General features: G+C 65.1%; 18 protein-coding genes. 4 read left to right on the top strand and 14 right to left on the bottom strand.

The window, feature by feature from the left end; genetic code table 11:
• Nucleotides 1-246 precede the first annotated feature (246 nt).
• Together VGM20_02205 and VGM20_02200 are read left to right on the top strand one after the other, a co-directional pair.
• Nucleotides 247-1,374, top strand: coding sequence for a histidine kinase (locus VGM20_02205; GenBank protein HEY4099669.1), 1,128 nt, complete (start codon nucleotides 247-249; stop codon nucleotides 1,372-1,374).
• On the top strand, nucleotides 1,371-2,141 hold the full coding sequence (locus VGM20_02200; GenBank protein ID HEY4099668.1) for a LytTR family DNA-binding domain-containing protein: 771 nt from the start codon (nucleotides 1,371-1,373) through the stop codon (nucleotides 2,139-2,141). Before VGM20_02205 ends, VGM20_02200 begins: the two co-directional genes overlap by 4 nt.
• Nucleotides 2,142-2,234: 93 nt before the next feature.
• Here the strand turns inward: VGM20_02200 and VGM20_02195 are convergent, their stop codons facing one another.
• The 6 genes from VGM20_02195 to VGM20_02170 all read right to left on the bottom strand — a co-directional run bounded on the left by VGM20_02195 (nucleotide 2,235) and on the right by VGM20_02170 (nucleotide 9,637).
• Nucleotides 2,235-2,798 (bottom strand): hypothetical protein, encoded by a 564-nt coding sequence (locus tag VGM20_02195; GenBank protein ID HEY4099667.1) that lies wholly within the window; start codon nucleotides 2,796-2,798, stop codon nucleotides 2,235-2,237.
• A gap of 144 nt (nucleotides 2,799-2,942) precedes the next feature.
• Nucleotides 2,943-6,098, bottom strand: coding sequence for a M14 family zinc carboxypeptidase (locus tag VGM20_02190; protein ID HEY4099666.1), 3,156 nt, complete (start codon nucleotides 6,096-6,098; stop codon nucleotides 2,943-2,945).
• A 72-nt stretch (nucleotides 6,099-6,170) separates the two neighbouring features.
• The gene (locus tag VGM20_02185; GenBank protein HEY4099665.1) at nucleotides 6,171-7,496 is read right to left on the bottom strand and encodes an alpha-L-fucosidase; all 1,326 of its coding nucleotides are present in this window, start codon (nucleotides 7,494-7,496) and stop codon (nucleotides 6,171-6,173) included.
• Nucleotides 7,497-8,792, bottom strand: coding sequence for an aminotransferase class V-fold PLP-dependent enzyme (locus VGM20_02180; protein HEY4099664.1), 1,296 nt, complete (start codon nucleotides 8,790-8,792; stop codon nucleotides 7,497-7,499). It lies immediately after the preceding gene.
• A 156-nt stretch (nucleotides 8,793-8,948) separates the two neighbouring features.
• The gene (locus VGM20_02175; GenBank protein HEY4099663.1) at nucleotides 8,949-9,359 is read right to left on the bottom strand and encodes a type II toxin-antitoxin system VapC family toxin; all 411 of its coding nucleotides are present in this window, start codon (nucleotides 9,357-9,359) and stop codon (nucleotides 8,949-8,951) included.
• Complete coding sequence (locus VGM20_02170; protein ID HEY4099662.1) at nucleotides 9,356-9,637, bottom strand: ribbon-helix-helix protein, CopG family; 282 nt, start codon at nucleotides 9,635-9,637, stop codon at nucleotides 9,356-9,358. Before VGM20_02170 ends, VGM20_02175 begins: the two co-directional genes overlap by 4 nt.
• Nucleotides 9,638-9,768: 131 nt before the next feature.
• Here VGM20_02170 and VGM20_02165 point away from each other — a divergent pair, with 131 nt between their 5' ends.
• On the top strand, nucleotides 9,769-11,997 hold the full coding sequence (locus VGM20_02165; protein HEY4099661.1) for an alpha-N-acetylglucosaminidase: 2,229 nt from the start codon (nucleotides 9,769-9,771) through the stop codon (nucleotides 11,995-11,997).
• Nucleotides 11,998-12,004: 7 nt separating this feature from the next.
• On the opposite strand, the gene VGM20_02160 is transcribed toward VGM20_02165, so the two are convergent.
• Entirely contained in the window at nucleotides 12,005-12,586 is a 582-nt protein-coding gene (locus VGM20_02160; protein HEY4099660.1) for a TMEM175 family protein, read from the bottom strand.
• Nucleotides 12,587-12,730: 144 nt separating this feature from the next.
• Here VGM20_02160 and VGM20_02155 point away from each other — a divergent pair, with 144 nt between their 5' ends.
• Nucleotides 12,731-15,871 (top strand): protein kinase, encoded by a 3,141-nt coding sequence (locus tag VGM20_02155; protein ID HEY4099659.1) that lies wholly within the window; start codon nucleotides 12,731-12,733, stop codon nucleotides 15,869-15,871.
• Between the two features lie 15 nt (nucleotides 15,872-15,886).
• On the opposite strand, the gene VGM20_02150 is transcribed toward VGM20_02155, so the two are convergent.
• From VGM20_02150 to VGM20_02120, 7 genes are all read right to left on the bottom strand, one after another.
• Nucleotides 15,887-16,753 (bottom strand): protein phosphatase 2C domain-containing protein, encoded by an 867-nt coding sequence (locus tag VGM20_02150; GenBank protein HEY4099658.1) that lies wholly within the window; start codon nucleotides 16,751-16,753, stop codon nucleotides 15,887-15,889.
• A complete protein-coding gene (locus VGM20_02145) occupies nucleotides 16,750-17,328 on the bottom strand; it encodes an AAA family ATPase (GenBank protein HEY4099657.1) in 579 nt (192 codons plus the stop codon). Before VGM20_02145 ends, VGM20_02150 begins: the two co-directional genes overlap by 4 nt.
• An 88-nt stretch (nucleotides 17,329-17,416) precedes the next feature.
• Complete coding sequence (locus tag VGM20_02140; GenBank protein ID HEY4099656.1) at nucleotides 17,417-18,724, bottom strand: APC family permease; 1,308 nt, start codon at nucleotides 18,722-18,724, stop codon at nucleotides 17,417-17,419.
• 47 nt (nucleotides 18,725-18,771) lie between these two features.
• The gene (locus VGM20_02135) at nucleotides 18,772-20,280 is read right to left on the bottom strand and encodes a TolC family protein (protein HEY4099655.1); all 1,509 of its coding nucleotides are present in this window, start codon (nucleotides 20,278-20,280) and stop codon (nucleotides 18,772-18,774) included.
• Nucleotides 20,281-20,284: 4 nt separating this feature from the next.
• Nucleotides 20,285-21,688, bottom strand: a complete 1,404-nt coding sequence (locus VGM20_02130; protein HEY4099654.1) for an ABC transporter permease — start codon at nucleotides 21,686-21,688, stop codon at nucleotides 20,285-20,287.
• A 2-nt stretch (nucleotides 21,689-21,690) separates the two neighbouring features.
• Nucleotides 21,691-23,094 carry an HlyD family efflux transporter periplasmic adaptor subunit gene (locus tag VGM20_02125; protein HEY4099653.1) on the bottom strand — a complete coding sequence of 468 codons (1,404 nt, stop codon included), beginning with the start codon at nucleotides 23,092-23,094 and terminating at the stop codon, nucleotides 21,691-21,693.
• A gap of 214 nt (nucleotides 23,095-23,308) precedes the next feature.
• Nucleotides 23,309-24,289, bottom strand: a complete 981-nt coding sequence (locus VGM20_02120) for an amidohydrolase family protein (GenBank protein HEY4099652.1) — start codon at nucleotides 24,287-24,289, stop codon at nucleotides 23,309-23,311.
• Nucleotides 24,290-24,309 lie beyond the last annotated feature (20 nt).

The following is a 24,309-nucleotide window of genomic DNA, read 5'->3' as shown; positions in this document are numbered from 1 at the left end:
CGCCCAGCGCCAGCGTCAGGACAGCCACGATCGTGAACGTGGGCTTCTTGACCAGCATGCGCAGACCGTAGCGAACATCCTGGCCGAGTTCCGATACAAAGCGTGTCATCTCGATCCCCCCTCGGGCTGACTGCACGCTATTGATAGGCGTGCTGCCGGGCAACGAATTCGGCGCCACACGCAGGATTCGGTCGCTGACCCGCAGAGAATATTGATCGCAAGCGGACGCTATATGTTTGGGAGCAGATGGCTACCGTGAACGCCGCCGCCGCGTCGGATGTGGTCCGCGCCGACTCGTCAACTCGCCTTGGCTCGCAGCTGCTGATCGCGATGGGGATCGCGGTCCCCTGCACATTGCTGCTCACGCTCCTCATGACGGTGCAGCAGCTCGCGATGGCGCCGGTGGGTCAGACGCCGCGCGTCCCGATCGCGAGCGTCTTCGTGCGCGGGTTGATCTTCTATTCACCCTGGATGGTGCTTGCCCCCGCGATCACCCTGCTCGGGTGGTATCTGCAGTTGGGCACCGGCAAGCTGGCGTGGCGCGTACCGGTGTGGATCCTCGCCGCCGTCACGGCATGCATCGTCGACCCGGTGATCATGACCGCGTTGGCACGACTGCTGGGCGTGGGATCGTCCGCCGCATCGTTTCTCTCTGACGTGCGACACCGATTCGCCCAGGCGATCGCGCTCAACCTCGTCATGTTCCTGATCACGGCGCTGTTGTATCATGCGCTGGTCTACTACAGCGCCTACCGCGATCGATCCCGGCGCGAGGCGGCGCTGGAGGTCGAGCTGGCCCGGTTCCGGTTGCATGTGTTGCAACAGCAACTGCAGCCCCATTTTCTCTTCAATGCGTTGCACACCATATCGGCGCTGATGACCGAAGACGTCGTGGCCGCGCGCCGCGTTCTGGCGCAACTCGGTGACCTGCTGCGCATGGCGCTCGACCGGATGGACGAGCAGGACATCGCGCTCGAGCAGGAGATCGACTTTCTGCGCGACTACGTCGACATCCAGACCGCGCGCTTTGGCGACCGGTTGACCGTCGAGTGGGCAATCGACGACAACGCGCACGCGATTCCGGTCCCCAACATGATCCTGCAACCGTGTCTGGAGAATGCGATCCGGCACGGCATCGAGCCGCTCGAGGGGGGTGGCCGCGTCACCGTCGCTGCACACGTGTCGGGCGACTCGTTGCACATCGACATTACCGACAGCGGACCGGGTGCCGCGGACCTGAGCGGGCAGGTGGCCGGGCACGGCTTGAAGAACGTCCGGGAGCGACTTGAGGCGCGTTACGGCGATCGACACGCGTTCGAAGCCGGGAACGCTCCCGGGGGAGGCTTTCGAGTGCGCATCGTGGTTCCGCGATGAGTCCGAGCTGCCGTGTGCTGGTCGTGGACGACGAAGCGCCGGCCAGGCGTCTGGCGCGAGCGCTGCTGGCTGAGATGGACGACGTCGAGGTCGTTGGCGATGCGGCGAGCGGCCGGGCGGCTGTCGACGCGATCCGGGAACTCCGGCCCGACATCGTCCTTCTCGACGTGCAGATGCCGGGCCTTGACGGCTTCGGGGTCGTCGCCGCGGTCGGTGTGTCGAACATGCCCGCGGTGATCTTCGTGACGGCGTACGAGCGATATGCGCTGAACGCGTTCGATGTGCACGCGGTCGACTATCTGCTCAAGCCCTTCGACAACCGGCGATTCCGGACCGCGGTGGAACGAGCGATCGGCCGGGTCCGAAGCGGGCGATCGTCAGAGCTCTCGGGGCGACTCGAGACGCTCCTCAACCGCCTCGGCCGCGTTCGTGCGCCAGACCGCCTCGCCGTGAAGATCGACGACCGGCATGTCCTGATCGACGCGGCCACGATCGACTGCATCGAGGTGTCCGACAAGATCGTGATCGTGCAGACGACCGAGCAGACCTATCGTGTCCGGGAAACACTGAACAGCATCGAGCGACGGCTGCCGTCCGATCAGTTCGTGCGGATCCATCGATCGGTGATCGTGAATATCAAGCGTGTGAAGGAGATCCAGCCGTGGTTTCAGGGCGATTACGTGCTGATCCTGAAGAACGGCAAGAAGCTGATGTCCGGTCGAGCCTATCGCGATGTCGTGCGGCGTTTCACTGCGCGGGCGGAATAGGGGGCACGTCCACTAAATCGCTCATCGCAGTCATCTTCGCGCGGTGCGCCTCCTTCTCATCGCCGTGCGGGACCAACTCATCGCCCTGCGCTGTCATCTAGCTGCGTTCGCGCCCACTGAATAGCGAATCGACACCTTCTCGTTGTCATTCGCGTCGACTTCACGGTCATGCGCGAGGACTTCGTCCCGCTTCGCATCGATCGAACGGCCGTTCGCGACGACTTCATGGTCATTCGCGTCCATTGTATCGCTCTTCACGACGACTTCATGGTCATTCGCGCCCGCTGCATGCCTCTTCACGACGACTTCATGGCGATTCGCGTCCGCTGCATGCCTCTTCACGACGATTTCATGGCGATTCGCGTCCATTGCATGCCGCTTCACGACGACTGCATCGCCCTTCGCATCGACTTCACGGCGATTCGCATCGATTGCATCGCTCTTCACGACGACTTCATGGCGATGCGCGTGCATTGCATGCCGCTTCACGACGACTTCACGGCGATTCGCATCCACTGCATGCCTCGTCACGCCGATTGCATGGCTCTTCGCGTCGACTTCATGGTCGTTCACGACGACTTCACGGCGATTCGCATCGACTTCACGATCATTCGCATCATCTTCATCGTGCTTCACGTCGACTTCATGAGCCTTCACCCTCGCCTCGTCCCGATGCGACTCCTTCGAATGCCTCAGCGAGGCCTTATCGACCTCGTGAAACCTCTTCTCGTTACGCTGAAAGCTCTCCTCATCTCATTTCGCGTCGATCAACTTTCAATTCGTGTCAGTACGACACCACCGTCACTGGCTGTCGCCGCCAGCACCCCCACCACCACCCCCGCGCCCCCCGCGCCCTCTGCCACCGCCAGCGCCGCCATTCCCCGCGTCGCTCCGCCCGGCGCCGAGATTGTCGAACGACAGCATCGCGTTGAAGACCATGAAGTAGTTGCCGATCGTCTCGCCGCGATAGATCGGATTGTCGGCAAAAAGGATGTAATGCCCCTTTTCCGACGGGACATCAACCACCACCGTCTGGCCCGCGATATCCGATCCGCCATCGAGCAGCCCCGAAACAAGCAGCTTGTCCTGGGAGTCGAACCGCAGCAGCGGACGGACGCGGTATTCGATCGGCACCGCAATCGCACCACCGCCACGCCCACCGCGCGCACCACCAGTTGAATCCCCTGGAAGCGGCGGGAGGACTTCATTCCCCTCTCCTGCCGGCCGCCCCTGGACGACATCAGGATCATCGGGCGTACCACGGCCGGTCACACGCGTCGCCGCTGCACCTCCCGCACGCCCGCCGCCGCCACCGAATCCGCCCCCCCCGCCGCCATTGCGGCCGCCGCCACCGCCGCCGGCGTTGAAGCTCTCGCCCCGTTCGCTGTACACCGCCGGCGACGGAAGCATGCCGTACATGACAGGGCTCGCCGCGTCAGTCACCGTGGCGCGCAGCAAGGAACCGACCACTCGCGACGCCGAATTCGGCCGCGACGCAGTCACGCCGCGCGCGAGATCGGTGGTGAGGAAGAAGTCGGCGCTGTTCCCGGCCGCCACGATCACACCACCCTGCTGCACGAAGTTGCGAAGATTGAGCAACCCTTCGATCTGCATCCCGGGCCGGATATCGTCGGTCTGCGCATAGGTGCCGATGTTCGGCGTCTCCGGCGAATTCTTCCACGGCTCGGCGTTGCGATACATCGCCGTTCCGTCGATCGCGTTCGGCGAGAGTCCCGGGCCCACCACGATCACGTCGTACTTCGAGCGAAGATCAGGAGTCTTGCCGATGAATGCCGGGTCGATGTAGTCGTACGGCACACCGTAGACATCGAACGCCTGGCGCCACCACCCCTCGGTCTGCGTGCTGGTCCAGGTATGCAGAACCGCGACGCGCGCCGCGCGCGCCGGATGGAGCTTGACCGATGGCGCCGCCGGAATCGCGTACGCCTTGAGCCCCAGCGCAGTCGTCGCCTTGTCGAGATCGCCCTGCGACACGCCACTGATGACGAACGATCCGCGCGCGAACTTCTGGCCGCCGGCGTCGAACGGCTCCTCTGCCAGCTGCATGTCGGCGTTGCGCAACTGGTAGCGCAGCGTGATCAGCGCGTTGTCGGCGTTGTGATTGATGGCGAAGACAGTCCCCGTGCCCGACACGCCGCTCACGGCATGCACGCTGTCGGTGAGCTTGGTCATCGGCGCATCGAGCACCTTCGTGTCGGTGACACGCACCGCCTCGACGCCAAAGCCTTCGGGGAAGGTCCAGCCGGTGTCGTCGTACGGCGTCTTCTGCGGATCGTTCGGCGCCCAGTACTGGTAGTCGAGCAACGCGTCGGCGATGCGCGAATACGGCTGATCCATCCTGACGACATAGCTCCCGGCGCCGAATTCACGGGTCGTCGGTGCCGGTGCCGCGTCGCTCCGGCCACCACGCCCGCCGGCTCCTCGGCCGCCCGCGGTGGTCGCGGCCGTACCGTGCGTCGGCACCGAGACGGTGAACGGCGCCGTCGCGCGCGAGATTTCGACATGCTGCTTCTGCAGCACTCGCAGCAATTCGGCCTGCGAGCCGAGGCGTGGATCGTCGGCGGGGAAGACGTACGCCGCAGGTCCCTCGGTCTTCGCCTTGAAGATCGAGCGCTTGCTCTTGTCGTAGAAATTGCGGAGGAAGTAGACGCGATTGGTTGCGAAGTAATTCTCCGAGAGGAGAATCCCGGTCATCTCGTAATTGTTGTTGTCGCGCAGCGACCAGCGGACCTTCGGCGGCGCCGGATTCTGGCGATACCAGGTGCGTGACGTCTCGCTCGCGCTCAGCGTGTGGTCTTCGGTCTCCGCGGTGCCGCCGTTGCCGTACGTCTCGTAGAGCCGCGAGATCCCGTTGTGCGTTGCCGCCATGAACATCAGGTAACCGGGCGACCAGGTATCGAAGTTGCCGAACGCATAGACGCCAGGCATCCCCCAGCGCGTCATTTCATTGACGTTGTTCCAGCCGAGGAGCTGCCATTCGTTGGTGAGGATCGGATCGAGCCAGGCGTTGTACGGCCCGTCGCCGATGGTATTGTCATACAGCAGCGCTTCGGATTCGTGCAGGTCGTGCAGCACCTGCGCGTTCCAGCCGAGATAGGTGTTGAGCACGTTCTGCGACAGCTTGAGGGTGAGCCCCATCGCGTCGCGATTGTTGTCGTGCTCGACGTACTTCCCCCAGTAGATCGCCCCCGGCACCACATCCCCCGGGTGCTTCTTGCGATACTCGTAGAGGTCGACGATCCGGTCGCGGCCGTCGACTTCGACGATCGGCGTGATCAGCGTGATCACGTGATCGCGGATGTTCTTGATGTACGGCGACTCGTCGACCGCGAGGCGGTACGCCATCTCCATCATCGCCGTCGGCGCGCCCGCTTCGGTCGAATGGATCGTCCCGGTGATGTAGTAGACCGGCGCCGCGCGCTTGGCGATCTGGTCGGCGAGTGAGTCGTTCATCCCGATGGTGCGCGGATCAGCGAGCTTGCCTAGGTCGGCCTTGTTGGCGTCGAGCTTTGCCATCAACTGATCCGACGCGATCGCCACCGCGATCATCTCGCGGCCCTCTTCGGTCGTCCCGATCGAATAGACCCGCACTCGCGGCGTCGACTTGGCCAGTAGCCGCATGTATTCGTAGACCTCTTTCGAATACGGCAGCTTCCCCGGCGCCCCCGCGATGTTGCCGAGGGTCTTCTCCGGCGTCGGCACCGTCTTCGACTCCGGCATGTAGTCGACGATCGGCGAGAGGAAGTACGGCTCGGTGGTGTATTCCTTGATCTTTCGCGTGTACTCCGTGTCGAGCGGCTGGCGCGGATCGCGCCCCGGTCGCGCGTTGACGAGATCGGCGTCGGCGCCCTTTGATGACTGCGCCAGGAGCGTGCTTGGCGCGGCGAAGACTGCGAACCCGAATACCAGCAGGAACGCCCTGGATACACGTCGCATCAGGAACTCGGCGAAAGATGAGATTGGACTGGGATCACGAAGATGCTGCGGCGACAAATATAGGCGCAGCGCCTATTCCCGCGCGGTCACCAGCACGACCACCCGGTCGGGCGGCATCGGCGACGGTGCATCCGGCATCGTCAGGGTGATCGCCCCGGGGACCTGCGTTACCGCGACCGCCGCGCCGCCGTCGAGCATCCGCGCGCTCAACACCTTCGCGCCGAAGGTCGGCAGCGCCAGGACACGGTCCTGCAGGTGCAGCACATGAACGAAGACGGTGTCGCCGCGATGGGTGGTGACGCCCCACACGTGCGGTGCAATCGGCCCGCCGCGGGTGTGATAGATCGACGTGCCGTGGGTCGCCAGCCACGCACCAACTGCATGCAGCCGCACGACCGCCTCCGGCTGGAGCGTCCCGTCCGGGCGGGGCCCGATGTTGAGCAGCAGGTTCGCGTTCGCCCCGGACGCACGCACGAGATACCCGATCAGCTCGTCGACCGACTTCCAGTTGTGGTCGGTGATGTTGAATCCCCACGCGCCGTTCATCGTGAGCGATGTCTCGAGCGGCAGCGCGCCGATCACGTCGGTGTTGAAGCCGGCCGTGTTCGAGCCGGGGAGGTCCTGCTCGAACGTCTGGACATCCTCGCCCGGTTTCGGGGCGAGATGGTGGTTCGGAACGATCAGCGCCGCGGGCTGCAGCTGGTGAATGAGGCCGTAGACCTCGGGGAGATGCCAGTCTGCATCGGGCTTGTCCCACATCCCGTCGAACCAGATCCCGCCGATCGGACCATAGTTGGTCAGCAAGTCGGTGAGCTGCGTCTTCATGAAGCCGATGTACCGGTTCCAGTCACCGCTCTCCGGGCGCCCTGATGATTTGCCGGTGTTGCCGCGCGGGAAGTAGTCGCTGTTGTGCCAGTCGAGCTGCGAGTAATAGAAGAAGAGCTTGATCCCCTGCCGGTGGCACTCGTCGGCGAGCTCCTTCAGCGGGTCGCGCTTGAACCGCGTCCAGTCGACGATGTTGTACGGCGTGGCCTTCGTGGCGAACATCGAGAAGCCGTCGTGATGGCGCGAGGTGATGGTGATGTAGCGCGCACCCGCGGCCTTCGCCGTGGCAACCCATTCCTTCGCGTCGAACTTGACCGGATCGAACGTTGACGCGAGCCATTCATACGTCGGCACATCGATCTTGTTGTTCTGCATCACCCACTCGCCCTGGCCGAGCAGCGAATAGACCCCCCAGTGAATGAACATCCCGAACCCGTCGTCGCGGTACGAGTCGCGGGCGGCCATGCGCACCGCGGGGACGGAATCGCGCTGCGCCGCCAGCGGCGCGGTGGCCGCTGCGCCGATCCCGACAGCAATCAGCGCAGTCGCAAGCCTGGAAGTGCGGATGCGCATCTACGCGATGCCGCTCCGGATCGCCTGGATCATCTTGTCGCCGAAGGTGTCGATCTCGTCGAGCGTGGTGTACACGTTCGGCGTGATGCGAATGCCGTTGAACTCGGCGTGATTGATCGGCGTGTTGACGATCCGGTGCTGCTTGAGGAGCCACGCACTCAGCTGGCTGCTGTCGATGCCGTCGATATGCACCAGCGCAATCGCCCCCGACTGCTTGTCGTCGAGCGGCGTCAGGACGTTCACGCGGGGGCTTTCGGCGAGGAGCCTCTTCGCCCAGCGATCGCGCAGGAAGCGCAGCCGCGCGACCTTCCGCTCGGGGCCGATCCCGCGATAGAAGGCGAGCGCCGCCGAGATGGCGTTGTGATTCGCGGCGGGGTGCGTGCCAATCTCCTCGAACTTCCGGATGTTGTCGATCTGCGCGGCCGAAGCGGCCATCAACGGCCAGAGCGCCTTCTGCTTTTCCTTCCGCACATAGAGAAATCCGGTGCCGACCGGCGCGAGGAGCCACTTGTGCAGCGACGTGCCGTAGTAGTCGACGCCGAGCTCGTCGCGGGTGAACGGAAAGTGCGCAAAGGCGTGCGCGCCGTCGACCAGCACCTGGATCCCCTGGGGACGCGCCATCTCGATGATCTGGCGGATCGGCATGATCTGGCCGGTCAGGTTGGTGATGTGCGTCACCTCGATGACCTTGGTGCGCGGCGTGATAGCCGCCCTGAACTGGTCGACGAGGTACTGGTCCGACGGCGGCGGAACCTTGAAGGAGATCGGCTTGACGACGATCCCCTCGCGGCGCACGCGCTGGTCCCACGTGGTGAGCATCCGTCCGTAATTCTGGTTGGTGACCACGACCTCGTCGCCGCGCTGCAGGTCGAGCCCCAGGATCATGTTCTCGTTCGCTTCCGACGCATTGCGCGTGATCGCCATCTCCTCGGGATCGCAGCCGAACTGCCGCGCGAGATCTCGGCGCACGCTTTCGATCCGCGGTTCGAGCACGCTCCACATGTGCTCGGCGGGCAATTCGTTGCTGAAGCGGAGATCATGGATCATCGCCTCGAGAACATGCGTCGGTGTGGGGCAGACGCCGCCGTTGTTGAGGTTGATCATGGTGCGGTCGGAATCGAAGGCGCGCTGGATCTCCGACCAGTAGTCTTCGTCACCGGCCATCTCGGCGGGCGACCGCTTGCCGGCGATTGCGGTGGCGCGGAGCACCGAGGTGATGGCGTGCGGGCGGAAGGTGTGCGGCGCGGCGACCCCGGCCGCGGCAATCGACGAAAGGAATGAACGGCGCGACGACATGGCGAACCTCCAGTGGGCGGGCAGGACGGTACGGCGAGTGTCCACAAGGTGGTGCGAGGGGGGATGCCGGAATATCGCGCCGGAAACCACTCCCGGCCAGTTGGGGCGCCGGAGCGCCGCCGCTGTGGCGGCGCCGATTGGATCGCTAGGCGAGCCTCATCGCAGGTACCGATCGAGCGGTTGCAGCCGCAGCCCCGCCACCCGCGCAAACTCGCGCTGATTGAGGGTCGCGACGGCATAGCCACGCGCCATCGCGGTCGCCGCAATCAGCATGTCGTAGGCACCGATCGGCTTGCCTCGGCGGGATGTCTCCGCCCAGAGCTGCGCGTGGCGGCGCGCCTCGGCAAGACCGAAAGGGATGGCGGGGAGGAGATCGAGGAGGGCATCGACGAAGGCGGAGCGCCGCGCCCGGATTGCGGCATCGCTCGCCCGATGGCAGCCGTGCAGCAGTTCCGCCGCGGTGATTGCGGCGATCGCCACCGGCTCGGTGCCGAGTGATCGCAGCAGCGCGTCCAAATCGAGGGTGCCGCGTTCGGCACCAATCAGCACCGAAGAATCGAGAATCACTCCCACGAACGTGGCGGTGGCACCCGGTTGCGCGCATCGGCGAGTTCATCGGCGAAGCGGGTGGCGTCGGCCGGTGACAGACGTGGAATCGCCGACCACCTGGCGGCGAGCTCGTCCGCGGTCAGCTCAGGTTCGGCCGAAGGGGCCGCATCGGCGAGGTAGGCGGTCATCGCCTCCCGCACCAGCTGGGAGCGAGGGACGCCGGCTGCCCGTGCGCGGCGGTTCAGCGCGCGCTCGAGGGCGGCAGTGAGGCGGACAGTCAGGTGGCGTTCGTTCATGTGTCACAAAGTATCACATTGTGTCACGTGCACCAGTGCCAGTGTACCGGATAACGCGGGGTGCCAGAGGGCTCGATCGGCCATTGGATCAATGCTGGCCTCCCGCCATGCCACCTGCTACTCTCACTGCGATGCCCACCCACTGTCGCCATTCACCGATCGCAGCGGCCCTTGCCCTCCTCGCCGCCGCAGGACCGCTCGGGGCCCAGGCTCGGCCTGCGGTCGACCTCGCCGCCGCTCGATCACTGATTGCGCGAGTCGTCCCCGGGCGAGCTGGCGATTTCACCGTGGCGGCAATCCCCGACAGCGCCGGTCTTGACGTCTTCGAGGTACGGCAGGACGGGCGGCGCGTCGCGCTGCGGGGATCGTCCGGCGTCGCGATCGCGTCGGCGCTCAACTGGTACCTGCAGCAGGTCGCCGGAGTGGATGTCGACCTCCCCGTCGCCCCGGTGGCGCTGCCATCGCCGCTGCCGCCCGTCGCTCACCCGATGCACGTCGCTACGCACTATCACCTCCGGTACTTCTTCAACTACTGCACCTTCTCGTATTCGATGGCGTGGTGGAAGTGGGATGATTGGCAACGGATGATCGACTGGCTGGCGCTCAAGGGGGTGAATGCGCCGCTTGCCGTGACCGGAGAGGAAGGAGTCTGGCGGCAGGTGCTGACCGACGTGGGATTCTCCCGGTCGCAGATCGACGACTTCCTGGTCGGCCCCGCCTATCTCCCCTGGGGATGGATGGCGAACATCGACGGACTCGGCGGGCCGCTCCCGGATAGCTGGATCGACAGCCACATCGCGCTGGAGCGCCAGATTCTCGCGCGCGAACGTTCCCTCGGCATGACACCGGTCCTGCAGGGATTCACCGGACACGTTCCCGAGTCGATCACGTCGCTCTATCCGAAGGCGGTGATTCGCCGCACCGGTGACTGGTCGGCGGGATTCAGCGGGACGTGGTTTGTCGATCCGCTCGATTCACTCTTCCAGCGGCTCGCCACCGACTACATCCGTCGCCAGCGCGAACTCTTCGGCACCGATCATCTCTACGCCGCCGATCCGTTCAACGAGATCAATCCGCCGTCGAACGACTCGACCTTTCTCGCGTCGATGGGGCGCGCGATCTACGGCGGGATGGCGTCCGCGGACTCGGATGCGGTGTGGGTGCTCCAGGGATGGTTCCTCGTCAATTCGCCGACCTTCTGGCGCGATCCGCAGGCCGAGGCTCTCCTCGGCGCCGTACCCGATGACCGGATGGTCGTGCTCGATCTCTGGGGCGAGGCATCGCCGATCTGGAAGACGCGCCACGCCTTCTACGGCAAGCCGTGGATCTGGAACGTCCTCTACAACTTCGGCGACAAGGTCAATGTCGGCGCCGACCTGCCGCACATCGCGGCGAATCTCGACAGCGTCCTGGTCAGTCCGGCGCGGGGGAAGTTCGAAGGAATCGGCATGACGATGGAGGGATTCGGCAGCAATCCGATCGTCGAAGATTTCGTGGTGGATCAGGTATGGCGCGACAGCGTGCCCGATCTCACCGCCTGGGCGCGCGACTACGTCGTCCGTCGCTACGGCGCCGCCAACGCGTCTGCATGGAGTGCGTGGCAGATCCTCCTCAGCACCGCGTTCCGTTCCTCACGCCAGACTGGTGACTTTCTCGGCGAACGGCCGCAGTTCTACGACAGGAAGAAAGCGTACCGGACCGGCCCGATCCCGGCGTACGACCGCGGGCTGCTTCTCGGTGCGCTCGATTCGCTGCTCGCGGCCGCGCCGGCACTCGGCGCCAACGACCACTACCGCTACGATGTCGTCAATCTCACCCGGCAGGTGCTGGGAGAATCGGGATTGCCGCTGGTTGATTCGGTCCAGGCGGCGTTCGACCGCAAGGATCGCCCGCAGCTCGTCGCCGGCGAGCATCGCATCGAGAGCATGCTGGGCGACATCGACACCCTCCTCGCGACGCGGCCGGAATTTCTCCTCGGGCGCTGGGTCGGCGCTGCCGATGCGTGGGGAACGACTGACGCCGAGCGGCGGCTCTACGATTGGAACGCACGCAACATCGTCACGCTGTGGGGAAGCAAGTGTACCGAAGGGGAGAACGACGACCTCAACCTCTACGCCTTCAAGGAGTGGAGCGGGATGTTCTCGTCGTATTTCCTGCCGCGGTGGACGAACTTCGTTGCGGCCTTGAATCAGTCGCTCGATGCAGGCACGCCGTTCGACCGCGCACCGTTCGCGTCGGCATCATGTCAGTGGGAGCTGCAGTGGTCGCACGACACGACCGGATTCGCGAGCGCGCCGGCGGGAGATGCGGTGGCCACAGCACAACGGCTGGTGACGAAGTGGCGGAGCGTGCTGCAATGATCGTCCTTCAGCTCTCCCCGGCGAGCCGCCGTTCGATCCGCCGATCGGGAACCAGCCAGATCATCGCCACCGCGATGTAGATCGCGTCGGAGATCCACGGCTTCACGAAGGCGCAGGCGATCGCGATGACATACAGGATCGGGGAGAGTTTTCCCTTGAGGTCGCGCCCCACAGCATCGGCGAGCACCGAGCCGGGTCCTTCGTTCGCCATGATCAGCCGCTGCAACACCCAGTACGCGACCCCCGCCATGAGCAGGATGAAGCCATACAGTGCCGTCGGCAGCGGCGCGAAGTGATTCTCGCCCATCCACGCCGTCACGAACGGCACCAGTGAGAGCCAGAAAAGCAGGTGGAGGTTGGCCCAGAGAATTCCGCCGGTCACCCCCTCGGTGACGAGCAGCATGTGGTGATGATTGTTCCAGTAGATGCCGAGGTAGATGAAGCTCAGCACATAGCCGAGGAAGGTGGGGAGGAGGGGGAGCAGGTCGCCGAAGGTCGTGCCGTGCGGCACGCGGAGTTCGAGCACGGCGATGGTGATGATGATGGCGATGACGCCGTCGCTGAACGCCTCGAGCCGGGCGGTCGTCATGCGAGGGCGCTCCGCGTTCGGTGGCGCGGCATGGGCGGGGTGGGGAATCGTCATCGGGCGACGCGCTCGCTCTGCGGGGTGAAGGAACTGGCAGGAATCTACCGCCGGGCGCATCTTTGACCGGTCCCACTTCCTACGAGCGCCGTGACCGAATTCCAGGATCGCCTGCAGAGCGTGCTCGGCGACAGCTACCGGCTTGAGCGCGAGCTTGGCGGCGGCGGGATGAGCCGCGTCTTCCTGGCCGAAGAGACCCGGCTGGCGCGCAAGGTCGTGATCAAGGTCCTCCCGCCCGCCGCCTCGGCGGGGATCGAATCGGGCCGCTTCGAGCGCGAGATCCAGGTCGCGGGCTCGCTCCACCATCCACATATCGTGCAGCTCCTCGCCACCGGCGAGGGGGATGGCGTCGTCTGGTACGCGATGCCGTTCGTGGAAGGGGAGTCGCTCTCCGAGCGCCTGCAGCGCGGGCCGATGCCGACCCTCGAAGCGGTGCGGTTGCTGCGCGAAGTTGCCGATGCGCTCGCCTACGCCCACACCCGCGGGATCGTGCACCGCGACATCAAGCCGGCCAACATCATGCTCTCCGGCCGCCACGCCCTGGTCACCGATTTCGGCGTGGCGAAAGCCATCGCCGCCGGCCGGCTGACGGCGGAGGAGCCGGCGACGGATCTCACCGCGCTGACATCGGTCGGGATGGCGCTTGGTACGCCGGCGTACATGGCGCCGGAGCAGGCAGTCGCCGATCCCAACGTCGATCATCGCGCCGACATCTATTCGCTCGGCGTCGTCGCCTACGAGATGCTCACCGGGAGCTCGCCGTACCACGCCAGCACGCCGCAGGCGATGCTCGCCGCCCACGTGACGCAGGCGGCCGAGCCGATCACGTCGAAGCGCGGCGACATTCCCGGCGATCTTGCCGCGATCATCATGCGCTGCCTCGCCAAGGCGCCGGACGATCGGTTTGCCACCGCTGGCGAACTCGTCGACGCGCTCGAACTGGTCGGCACGCCGTCGGGTGGCAGCGTGCCGTTCGATCCGAAGGAGCGGGCGCGCCACTTGTTCCGGCAATGGCATCCGGGACGGGTCGTGGTGCTCCACCTGATCGCGACCGCTGTGATCACGGTGATCGCCTTCGGCCTCACCCGTGTGGCGAGTCTCCCCGACTGGATCTGGATCGCGGTGTTCGTGGTGATGCTTGCCGGCCTGCCGGCGTTCGTGATCGCCAGCCGCAACGAGCGGCGCCGAGCCCACGCGACGATGACGGGGATGCATGCCGCGGTGCGATCCGGCGAGTTCACCGGGCGCAAGGCGATGCAGGGCGGGATCATCGCGGTTGGCGCGGTGCTGCTGGTGGCGGCGGGCTTCGTTGGCGCGGGCGTCGCCGGGATCGGCCCCGGCGCCACGCTGATGAGCAAGGGGAGCCTCGGGACCAACGCAGGGCTCGTCCTTGGCGAGTTCACCAACACGTCGCCCGACACCACGCTCAGCGGCGCGATCATGGAGGCGCTGCAGGTCGACCTGAGCCAGTCGAAGGCGGTGCATCTGCTGCAGGGGCCGGCGGTCACCGATGCGCTCACGAGAATGTCGCTGCCGCCATCGACGCGGCTCACCGACAGTATCGCTCGTGAAGTGGCGCAGCGTGCCAATGCCAAGGCAGTCGTCACCGGAGAGGTGCACGCGATCGGCGGCGGCTTTGTGCTGACGGCGAGTGTGGTCGACGCGTCGACCGGGCAGCCGCTGGCGCAGGTCCGCGAGACGGCGGCGAGCGAGCAGGAGCTGATCCCGGCGGTGAATCGTCTCTCCAAGGCGATCCGCGAGAAGATCGGCGAGTCGCTGCGCGCGATCCGCGCCAGCGAACCGCTCGCGCAGGTGACGACGGCGTCGCTTCCCGCGCTGCGCCTCTATTCCACCGCGCAGCACGCCTTCGAGGCCAACGATTATGTGACCGCCGCGGCACAGCTGCGGGAGGCGGTGACGACCGATAGCACCTTTGCGATGGCGTGGCGGAAGCTGTCCGTCACCTATCAGATTCTCAATGATGTCACCGACCAGCTTCTCGCAGCGAAGAATGCCTATCGGTTCCGCGATCACCTCCCGCCGCTGGAACGCCACCTCACCGAGGGGACCTATCTCGAAAATGTGGCGAACGATCCGAACGGCGCCGTTGCTGCGTATCAGGCGGCGCTCGACGTCAATCCGGACGATCCAACGGCGCTGAACAATTCATCCATCGTCCTTGAGGATCTCGGTCACTACGATCGGGCAGAGACGGCGCTCCGGCACGCAATCGCGGTACAGCCGCACTTGTTCTCGCTCTATCAGAATTTCGGCGCCGCGCTCGCGGGCCAGAAGAAGCTGGCGGCGCTCGATTCCCTTCCCGCGCTATGGCTGAGGAACGGTGGCGATACCGGGCGCGCGAACTTCATAAGCGTCGGAACGGCGTATGTGAAGCGTGACTTTGCGCGTTACGACTCCGTGCTTCCAGCGGCGCTGAAGACGGCGCCGCCGACCGGCGTGCGCCGAGCGACGTTGATGCAGATCATTGGGATGGTCGACGAATACCGCGGCATGCTCTCGAAATCGGCGGATGATGGTCGTGTCTCGGCGCGATTGTTCAGTGCCGGAGGAGCGAAGGGGACCGACCTCGCCCTCGCCATTTACAACGCGCGGTTCGAACTGATCGAACGGGGAAAGCCCGACCAGGCCTGGGCCGAGGTCCAGCAGGCGTTGAAGCAATACCCGATCGACTCGATCCCGGCCGCCGATCGGCCATACGAGCAGCTGGTGGAAATCGCAGCGCTGCTTGGCCGCGGCGACGATGCACGCGCGCTGCGCAAGGAGTTTGAAACCGCAGCGCCCGAGGTCGCACGTGATTCCGTCGCCGCGTTCTTCCTGGACGGTGGCGTTGCGCTCGCCAACCGGCAACCGGCGGTCGCAGCGGCGGCGTATCAACGTGCCTATCTGGGTTCGCACTGCTCGCCGTGCGGAGCCTACCAGTGGGCGTACGCGCTCGATCAGGCGGGACTCGCCGATTCTGCGGCGCATGTCTACGAGCGAGTCGTGGCCGACCCGCTCACGAGTCCGGTCGGTTCGAACTACGATCAGAACTGGTACGCCGTGACGCTGCTCCACCTCGGCGAGTACTACCAGGCTCGCGGCGACAAGGCGAAGGCGATCGACTATCTGACGCGCTTCGTGGTGCTGTGGAACAAGGCCGATCCCGACCTGCAACCGCGAGTCAAGGAGGCCCTGGGCCGCATTGCGGAACTTTCCGGCGAACCGAAGTAGCGGCGTCGTCCCGCGCTACGCCGGATCGCCTTTTCGCTCGACCGCACGTCCCACGATGATGCTGATATTGTCGGTCCCGCCGCCGTCGAGCGCGTCCTGCAGCAGCGCTTCGCATGTCGCCTTCGCCGATTTCATCTCCCGCAGCCGCTCGGCGATCCGCTCGTCGGGAACGTGCTTGGTGAGGCCGTCGCTGCAGAGGAGATGGATGTAGCGCCAGTCCGACGGCACGCGCGTCACCACTGGCGCTGTCTGTCGTCCGCCGATCGCGCTCGAGAGCGTATTCGCCCACCGCGACGCCATCGCCGCCGACCGCGCCATCACACCCTGATCGATCAGTTCCTGCGCCATCGTCTGGTCGCGCGTCAGCTGGGTGAGATGCCCATCACGGTACAGGTAGTAGCGCGAGTCGCCAACCTGCAGCACATACGCCCATGGCCAGACACCGATCCAGAGCGTCAGCGTCGTCGCCATCCCGCGATCGTCGGGATTTTCCGACGCCTTGGTGACCACCCGCTCGTGTGCTCGCGACGCCGCTTCCTGCAGCGTCTCGATGAACGTCTCGTCACTCGGTTTCGACTGGTAGTAGCAATCGGTGCACTGCGACAGGTACTGCGTCGCTTCCTCGAGGGCGAGCCGGCTCGCCTGTTCACCGCTGGCCGCACCGCCCACGCCGTCGGCGATCATCGCCAGGAAGGCGATCCGCGCGTCGACGCTGGGCATCTCCAGCGATGGCAGCGACGTCGACAGCACTTCGAGTTTCCGGTTCAGTGTGGCGAGGAGGAAATGATCCTGGTTCGCCGCCCGGACCTTCCCGGGATGGGTGAGGCCGTAGACGTCGATTTCTTCGTCCATCGGCTTGCGCGCGCTGGTGGTTTCGATCATGCCGGCACCGGAAAGAGGTCGATCTGCGGCGCATGGAGCGGGAGTCCGCAGCTGATGAGGACCGCGTCGACCCATCCGTCCCGTGCCGCCGGATCGAGCCGATGGCAGGTGACACCAAGATCGGCGGCGAGCGCGTCGATGGTGGAATCGACCTGTTGCTGGAAGGTCGCATTCACGTCACGCATCCCGTCGAAGGTTGGCGGGTCGATGATCGGCACCTTGAAGAGATGGTCGTACGTGGCGACCCAGGTCGAGACGAGCGCGTCGTAGACGCGTTGGCGTCCCGACTGCTGCACCAGGTAGGCGTAGTTGTCGAGAACCGACCGATCGCAGATCACCACGTCATTCTGTGCCTCTGCCGCAATCTCCTGCGCGATCTGCGTGTGGAGGATCCACGCCTGCGCGGCGAGCGTCGTCTCGCGATTGATCGGGAGCGGACAGCTTCGGGCGACTTCCTTCACCAGGTCGACGGCGCGGTCCTGTCGCTTGAGCCGAGACGCGAGATCGTAGCAGAGCGTCGTCTTGCCGACGCCATGGGATCCGATGAAGGCAATCTTGAGGGGAGCGTTCGCCATCTGGTGTCGTTCCGTAGTGCAGTATCGATGTGGCGCGCGAAATCGGAGGATCAATATGCCGCCGAATGGCGATCTCCGTAAGTCGTCCTCAGCCCGCTCCCGCCTGCCGGATCAGTCGACGCGCGAGGTGCGACAACGGCCAGCTCGCGACGAGCACCGCGAAGGCAATCGCCGCGCTCTTCGGATCGCCGAGCGCCATCAGGATGATCAGGAGCACGACCGACACGATCGCCAGCGCCGGAACGACCGGATACCCCCAGGCGCGGTACGGCCTTGGCACATCCGGATCCTTGCGGCGCAGCGCGAAGAGCGAGGCGTAGGTGAGCAGATAGAGCGAAAGTGAAAGGAAGACCGCAACGGCCAGGACGGCGTTGAACGACCCGCTGAAGAGGAAGATCCCGGTGCATACCAGGCTCAGCGCCAGCGCGATCGTCGGAGTGCCGCCGTCGTTCACCCGGGTCGCCTGCGGTGGGAAGAGGCCGTCACGCGCCATCGCGAGGACGATGCGCGGCGCCGCCATGATCTGCGCGTTGACCGTTCCGAGGACGGCGATGATCATGATCAACCGGATGATCAGGTCGCCGCTGTTGCCGAAGAGGATCTTCGCCACCGTGGCACCGACGAAGTCGTCGCCCGCCATCTGCTGCAGCGGCACGATCCTGAGGAACGCGATCAGGAGAAGGAGGTAGATCGTCATGACCAGCGCGATCCCGCGGAAGATCGACGCCGGGATCGACTTGCCGGGATTCTGGAGCTCTTCCGCACAGTATACCGGCGCGTAGAACGAGTCGTACGAGAAGACCACGCCCTGCATCGCCACGCCGATGGCGAAGATCAGTGCCGTGCCGTGCGGCACCGGGCGCATCATCATCGGTGCGGCCATCGGCGGATGCGGCCAGACGAAGACGGCGATGATCAGCGCCACCAGCGCCACCGCCTTGAGCACCGTGGTCACTTCCTGGGCGCGCCCGCCCGACCGCACGCCGATCCATTGCAGCACGACCAGCACGCCGAAGACGCCGCACCCCGCCACGAGCGCATGTCCGTTGAGTGGGGGGATCACCGACGCGACGTAGCCGCCCACCAGGATGATCAGCGCCGAGGAGGAGACTGACCAGTTGATCCAGTCAGCGTATCCGGCGAAGAAACCGAGGCCGTCGCCGAAGGCGCGATGGGCATAGAGATACGTTCCGCCCGACCGCGGCATCATCGTCCCGAGCTCGGCGTATGCCGTCGCGCCGAGAAAGGCGTTGACGCCGCCGAAGACCCATGCCAGCAGGAAGATCGTGGTATTGGGGAGTGCGGCGGCCACGCTGCCGGGGGTGCCGAGGATCCCGCCGCCGATCGTCGCGCCAACAGCGAGCGCGAGACCGAAGACGCCGCCGAGGACACGCAGCAGCGGCCGCGGGGCAGCGTCGTGCTGCGTGATCGCGGCGTCAGCGCTCAGTGGGGGCCGCTCTGGTCGGGTGCGGTGCCGGTGAATTCGCGGATCTGGCGCGCAGCCTCGAAGTCGTACAGCGTGTCACGACGCAGTTGATAGTACGCAGTCCAGTATCCACGCAGCGCCTGCGCAAAGGCCACCACCGCCTGGTCCTTCTCGCTCTGCGCGATGTAGAGATTGTCGATCGTGATCCGGCCGATCACGTAGCGGTTGTAGGCGACGTCGAATCGCTGCGCCGCGACGGTGTCGGCCTTCGCCGCGATGATAAGCGCCCGCCGCGCCTCGGTGAGCTGCAGTGCGGCGAAGTGGGCGTTGAGGTCGACCTGGGTCCGCGTGATCGCCGCATTGGACTTGGCCGCGTCGCGATCGGCCTTCGCCGCGTCGACCTGTGCGCCATGCGCCCCCCATTGCCACAGCGGCAGCTGGACCGAGAGCGTCAATTGCTGGGCGTTGAGAAGATTCTTGTAGGCATCCGATACCACGCTGCTGGTGGCGGTGCCGTTGTAGCCGTAGCTCGCGTTCACCGTGCCGCCGGCGCCGGAATTCCACTTCGCCTCGCTCACTTCCCGGTCGGCCGCGACTTCCGACGCCACGGCATCCTCGATCGTCGACGAGTTGGCCCGCGCCCACTTCACCGCATCGGCGGTGTCGACCGCAAACGATGGCACATCGGCGGTGATCGCGATGTGAATCGGCGCCGTCGGCGGCGCGTTGATGGTGAGACGGAACTGCGCCAGCGACCGGTCGTACCCGAGCTGCGCGTCCTCGACCGACTGCTGGGCGCGCAACAGCGCCAGTTCGCTCTGCAGCAGGTCGTTCTCGCCGATCTTGCCGATGGTGAGCCGGCCCTTGTTGAGCGTGTACAAGGTGTCGTTGATCGCCGCATTGCCCTTGGCGTTCTTGAGATTCGACTCGGCGGCAAAGAGGTCGAAGAAGGCGTTGGTCGTGAGGATCGCGACGTCCTCGCGCGACTCCAGGTATTTCCGCTCCGACGATTCCATCCGCAGGTCCTGCTGCTTGATGTCCCACTTGAACGAGTTGGAGCGGAGGATCGGCTGTGACACCGAAATCGAGAACGGCGTCGACGACCAGCTCTGGAATCCGCTGAGCCCGCTCACCTTCGTCTGGCTCAGCCCCGAGGTGAACGAGAGCGTGGTGTTGGTCCACGGGACGCGCTGGATGATTGTCGCATTGAGGTCGGCGTCGGTCTCCTGCAGCGGGAGGTACTGCGTGGTCCCGTCGGGCTGGATCACCGGCGTGATCTGCCGGGTATATCGCGGCGTCGTTCCGCCGAGCGTGAGCGACGGGAGATAGCTGGTATTGAAGAGATGGTCGCGATCGCGGGAGCTTTCCAGGGTGCTCTGCGCGGCGCGCGCCTGGTAGCTCTGGCGCTGCGCCATGTCGATCGCCTGGTGCAGCGTGAGCGAGTCCTGCGCAGCCGCGGGTGATGCGATCGCGAGCAATGCAGCGGCCGCCGCCGCAGCGGTCGGGATCCAGCGGGATGTTCTCATGAGGTCACTCGTAGCGGAGGCACTCGACAGGGTCCTTGAGCGCGGCGCGATACGCCGGCACGATTCCGAATCCGAGGCCGACGGCGAAGGAGACACCGAATGCCACCAGCACCGAGGCCAGTGATACGATCGTCTTGATCCCGGCGAAGTGCTCGATCCCGTAGCTCAGGATCCCGCCGAGGAGGATTCCTGCGACGCCTCCGGCAACGGAGATCAGCACCGCTTCGAAGAGGAACTGCGCCAGGATGTCGCGCTGCGTGGCGCCCACGGCCCGGCGGACGCCGATTTCACGGATCCGCTCGAGGATGCTCGCCAGCATGATGTTCATGATCCCGATCCCGCCAACGATCAGCGAAATCGAGGCGATCGCGCCGAGGACGACGTTGAAGATCGTCCGCGTCCGCTGCTCCTGCTTGAGCAGCAGCTCGGGGACGGCGACCTCGAAGTCGACCACTTCGTTGTGCCGCCGCGACAGCATCCGCTGCGTGATGTCGGCGACCGCTGGCACATACTTGGCATCCTCGACGCGGACGATGATCCGGTCGAGCTGGTTCATGTTCCGCTTCTCGGCATCCTTCTCGGGATCGGTCTGCTGCTGGTCGGCCGGCGACACGAACTCCGTGCGCGACGCCGCTTCGATCTCGGCCTGCGTGACCATGCCGCGGTTGCGGTAGCGCAGCAGCAGCGACGTCACCGGGATGTAGATGTCCATGTTGGCGTCGCGAATTCCCAGCCGCTGCGCCGTCTCCGAGCTGACCTTCCGGTCCTCGAGGACACCGACCACCGTGAGCCAGTTGTTCCCCACCTTGATGTGCCCGCCGAGCGGCTGCTCGGTGGTGAAGAAGCGGGTCCGCACGCCGTGACCGATGATCGCGACCGGGAGTCCGTCACGCACCTGCTCGGCGGTGAACGCCTTTCCCTGTGCCACGTTGAGCGCCATCAGCCGGAAATAGCTGGTGTCCACTCCGACGAGCTTTCCCGATCGATGGCTTCCTTCACGGGTGATGGTGCTGTTGAGCACCACTTCGGCGCTCGTGGCATCGACGTCGGGGATGAACTTTGCCAGCGCCTGCGCGTCGGCATAGGTGAGCCCCGGCGAAAACTTCTTGTTGTCCTTCTTGGGATTGGCGTCGTCCTTGATCTGGCCTTCCTTCTGCTCGACGACCGGTGTGACGATCACGTTGTTCGAGCCGAGGAGGCGCATCTGTGCCAGGATCTCCTGCTCGGCGCCGCGGCCGATCGCCAGCATTGCGATCACCGAGGCAACGCCGAAGAGGATGCCGAGCGAGGTAAGGCCGGCGCGCAGCTTGTTGTGCGCCACCGCTTCGAGCGCAGTGCGGCCAGAGAAGGTGAAATGTCCGAGAAGCTCGCCGCGCACCGGACCAAGTTGTTCGTCGCTGTCGGCCACGATCACCCTTTCCGTGCGGTGGCGGCCGATCCTTCTGTCCCGACGGATTTGGGCGGCGTGGCGCGGCTCGAATCGCTCTTCTTCACCGAATCCTTGCCCGCGGGGAGTCTATCTCCAGCGGCGGTATCACCGTTGAGGACCTTCGACCCCGGAAGGCGGATCAGTTGCATCTTCGCGCCGTCGGTCGGTGCATTGAGGAGGACTTCGTCGTTCTGGTCGAGGCCGCGCGCGATCACCACTTCGTCGTCGTTCATCGCGCCGCGCTCGACTTCCTGCCTGGTCACCTTGCCGCCGTTGCGCCGGAAGACATAGGGAATCCCCTGGTCGGTGAGGAGCGCCTCGAGGGGAATGTGGAGGACGCTCTTCGCGGTATAGGTCTGGATCGAATTGCCGGTTGTCATCCCGGGGCGAAGCGTCGTGTCGGGGCTGACGATATTGACATGCACCTCGAAGACCTTCGCGTCGGAGTTGGGGCGCTGCTCACCGGAATTCGCGACCGACGTCACGATCCCCCTGAGCTTCCTGGTCGGATCGGCGTCGAGCGTGACGGTGACCGGCTGTCCCTTGTCGAGCTTGCGGACATCGATCTCGTTGACGTAGGTCACCGATTCCATCACGCTCAGATCGGGAAGGGTGGCGACCACCGGGTCCCAGCTGCTGATCTGCGAACCGACGCCGCGCTTCTTCCCGTCCCAGTCGCGCATGTAGATCAGCATCCCGTCGGCCGGGGCCGGGATGGTGTACTGTGCCATCACGTCCTTGACGATCTGCAGCTTGTTCTTCTGGCGGGCGAGGTCGCTCCCCATCGACGCCATCTTGGCGATCGCCTGCTCGACCTTGGTGTGAAGATTGAGCGAGTCCTGCACCAGTGCACGCTGCGCCTTCTCAAGGTCGATTTCGGCCTGGCGCTTGACGCTCGGCGCCTCGAACTGCGACTGATCCTTTGCGAGTTTCTTTTCCTCGACCGACAGCGCCGCAGTCCGCATGTCCTCGCGGGCAGTCGACAGCGTCAGCGCCGAATCGAGCGACGCCGATTCGTAGTCCGCCTCGGCCTTCTGCGTGGCGAGGTCGACGTCCGCCATCTTCTGCGCGATGGTGGAGCGGTCAAGTTCGGCGACGATGTCGCCCTTCTTGACCATCGTTCCCTCGTCCTTGAGCGACGCGATCTTGAACTGATACTGCTCCGCCTGCTGCGCGTTCTGCGGCCCCTGGATCTTCACGAACTTGGGAGCCTGCAACTCACCGGTGCTGGTCACCGTCACGGTGAATTCACCGCGAGCTACCCTTGCCACGACGGTGTTGTCGGCGGGCTTGGCGCTCTTGGCGACAAGCCACGCCGCCGAGAGGCCGAGCACGGCCACGACGGCGAGGACCTTTGACCAGCGCGATTGCAGAAAGCGCCTCATGGGATTCCCTCGCGAAACGGGCTGCGCCGGGCCTCGAAAGGCCTTCTGCGTCACGCCCGGTCAGGTTGTTGTCAGGTGAAACGGAAGCTAGTAGCCAGCCACTCTATGAGACACCCCCAACCCACGAGACGTTACCACCATCGCAGGTTGGGGGCATTCCAGTCTACGGCTCTGGTTCGGCACCGGTTTCGCGAACCGGCGATCAATCATTATCTCACGAGATGCCCAGGAGCCGAGCAGCGTTGCCGCCGGCGATCGCGGCGCGATCGGCCGGCGAGATATCAAGTGCGGCGATCATCGCCTTCATCTTGGGAATACTGCCGATCTGGTGGGGATAGTCACTCGCGCCGAGAATCTGACTCACACCGGCAAAATCGATCGCCAGCTTGACCGCCTTCGGATCGAAGTTGACGGTGTCGTAGTAGAACTGCCTGAGATACGAACTCGGCGGCCGCGGAATGTTCACCCGGCAATCGGAGAACGCCTCGAATCCGCGATCGAGTCGCTCGGCGAGGTAGGGAATCGTCCCGCCGAGATGTCCGAGCACCCAGCGAATGCCGGGGAAGCGTTCCGGCACCCCGGCAAAGACGAGATGCGCCGCGGCCAACGTGGTGTCGAAGAGGAAGCCGGTGAGCGGCATCAGCCAGTATTCCTGCATCGCCTCGACGCCGACGGGGAAGGTCGGATGGATATAGAAGATCGTCTTCGCATCGCTGGCGCGCTCATACAGAGGCCAGAATCGCTTGTCGGCGAGAGCAACGCCGTTGGCGTTGCTCATCAGCATGCATCCCTTGATCCCCATCGCGTGGATCCGGTCGAACTCCTTGACCGATGCGGCGGGATTGTTGAGCGGCAAGGTGGCGAATGGCGTGAATCGCTTGCTGCGCGTGGCGGCGACCTCGGCCATCGCGTCGTTGACGATTGTGGCGAGCGCCGCAGACCGGTCGGCGGGCTCCATCAGGGTGCCCGGGCAGGTAAGCGAGATCAGCTGCCGGTCGACGCCCTCCTGCTCGAGCACCTGTTCGCGGTAGTCGAGGTCGCGATGGCCGAGAACGGCGATGTTGTAGTCGCCCGGGGAATAGAAGACCGGGTTCCCCTCGTTGTCGTCGCGGACTTCAAGGACGCTTGGTCCGCGGCGGATCGCGTCGATGAATTGGGCGGGGTAATAGTGGTTGTGGGTATCAATGACCGGCATCGAGGTTCCTTGCAAGGTGG

The organism is Gemmatimonadales bacterium (genome assembly GCA_036500345.1).
In the GTDB taxonomy this organism is placed as follows: Bacteria; Gemmatimonadota; Gemmatimonadetes; order Gemmatimonadales; family GWC2-71-9; genus Palsa-1233.
Note: the sequence above shows the minus strand (reverse complement) of the source record. Positions and strands in the feature narration are given on the sequence as shown.

What these genes read in the sequence shown, in the direction of transcription:
- VGM20_02200 (HEY4099668.1), top strand. Translation starts at nt 1,371, where the DNA reads ATGAGTCCGAGCTGCCGTGTGCTGGTCGTGGACGACGAAGCGCCGGCC.
- VGM20_02185 (HEY4099665.1), bottom strand. Translation starts at nt 7,496, where the DNA reads ATGCGCATCCGCACTTCCAGGCTTGCGACTGCGCTGATTGCTGTCGGG.
- VGM20_02180 (HEY4099664.1), bottom strand. Translation starts at nt 8,792, where the DNA reads ATGTCGTCGCGCCGTTCATTCCTTTCGTCGATTGCCGCGGCCGGGGTC.
- VGM20_02190 (HEY4099666.1), bottom strand. Translation starts at nt 6,098, where the DNA reads ATGCGACGTGTATCCAGGGCGTTCCTGCTGGTATTCGGGTTCGCAGTC.
- VGM20_02145 (HEY4099657.1), bottom strand. Translation starts at nt 17,328, where the DNA reads ATGGCGAACGCTCCCCTCAAGATTGCCTTCATCGGATCCCATGGCGTC.
- VGM20_02205 (HEY4099669.1), top strand. Translation starts at nt 247, where the DNA reads ATGGCTACCGTGAACGCCGCCGCCGCGTCGGATGTGGTCCGCGCCGAC.
- VGM20_02150 (HEY4099658.1), bottom strand. Translation starts at nt 16,753, where the DNA reads ATGATCGAAACCACCAGCGCGCGCAAGCCGATGGACGAAGAAATCGAC.
- VGM20_02170 (HEY4099662.1), bottom strand. Translation starts at nt 9,637, where the DNA reads ATGAACGAACGCCACCTGACTGTCCGCCTCACTGCCGCCCTCGAGCGC.
- VGM20_02120 (HEY4099652.1), bottom strand. Translation starts at nt 24,289, where the DNA reads ATGCCGGTCATTGATACCCACAACCACTATTACCCCGCCCAATTCATC.
- VGM20_02160 (HEY4099660.1), bottom strand. Translation starts at nt 12,586, where the DNA reads ATGACGACCGCCCGGCTCGAGGCGTTCAGCGACGGCGTCATCGCCATC.
- VGM20_02125 (HEY4099653.1), bottom strand. Translation starts at nt 23,094, where the DNA reads ATGAGGCGCTTTCTGCAATCGCGCTGGTCAAAGGTCCTCGCCGTCGTG.
- VGM20_02165 (HEY4099661.1), top strand. Translation starts at nt 9,769, where the DNA reads ATGCCCACCCACTGTCGCCATTCACCGATCGCAGCGGCCCTTGCCCTC.
- VGM20_02135 (HEY4099655.1), bottom strand. Translation starts at nt 20,280, where the DNA reads ATGAGAACATCCCGCTGGATCCCGACCGCTGCGGCGGCGGCCGCTGCA.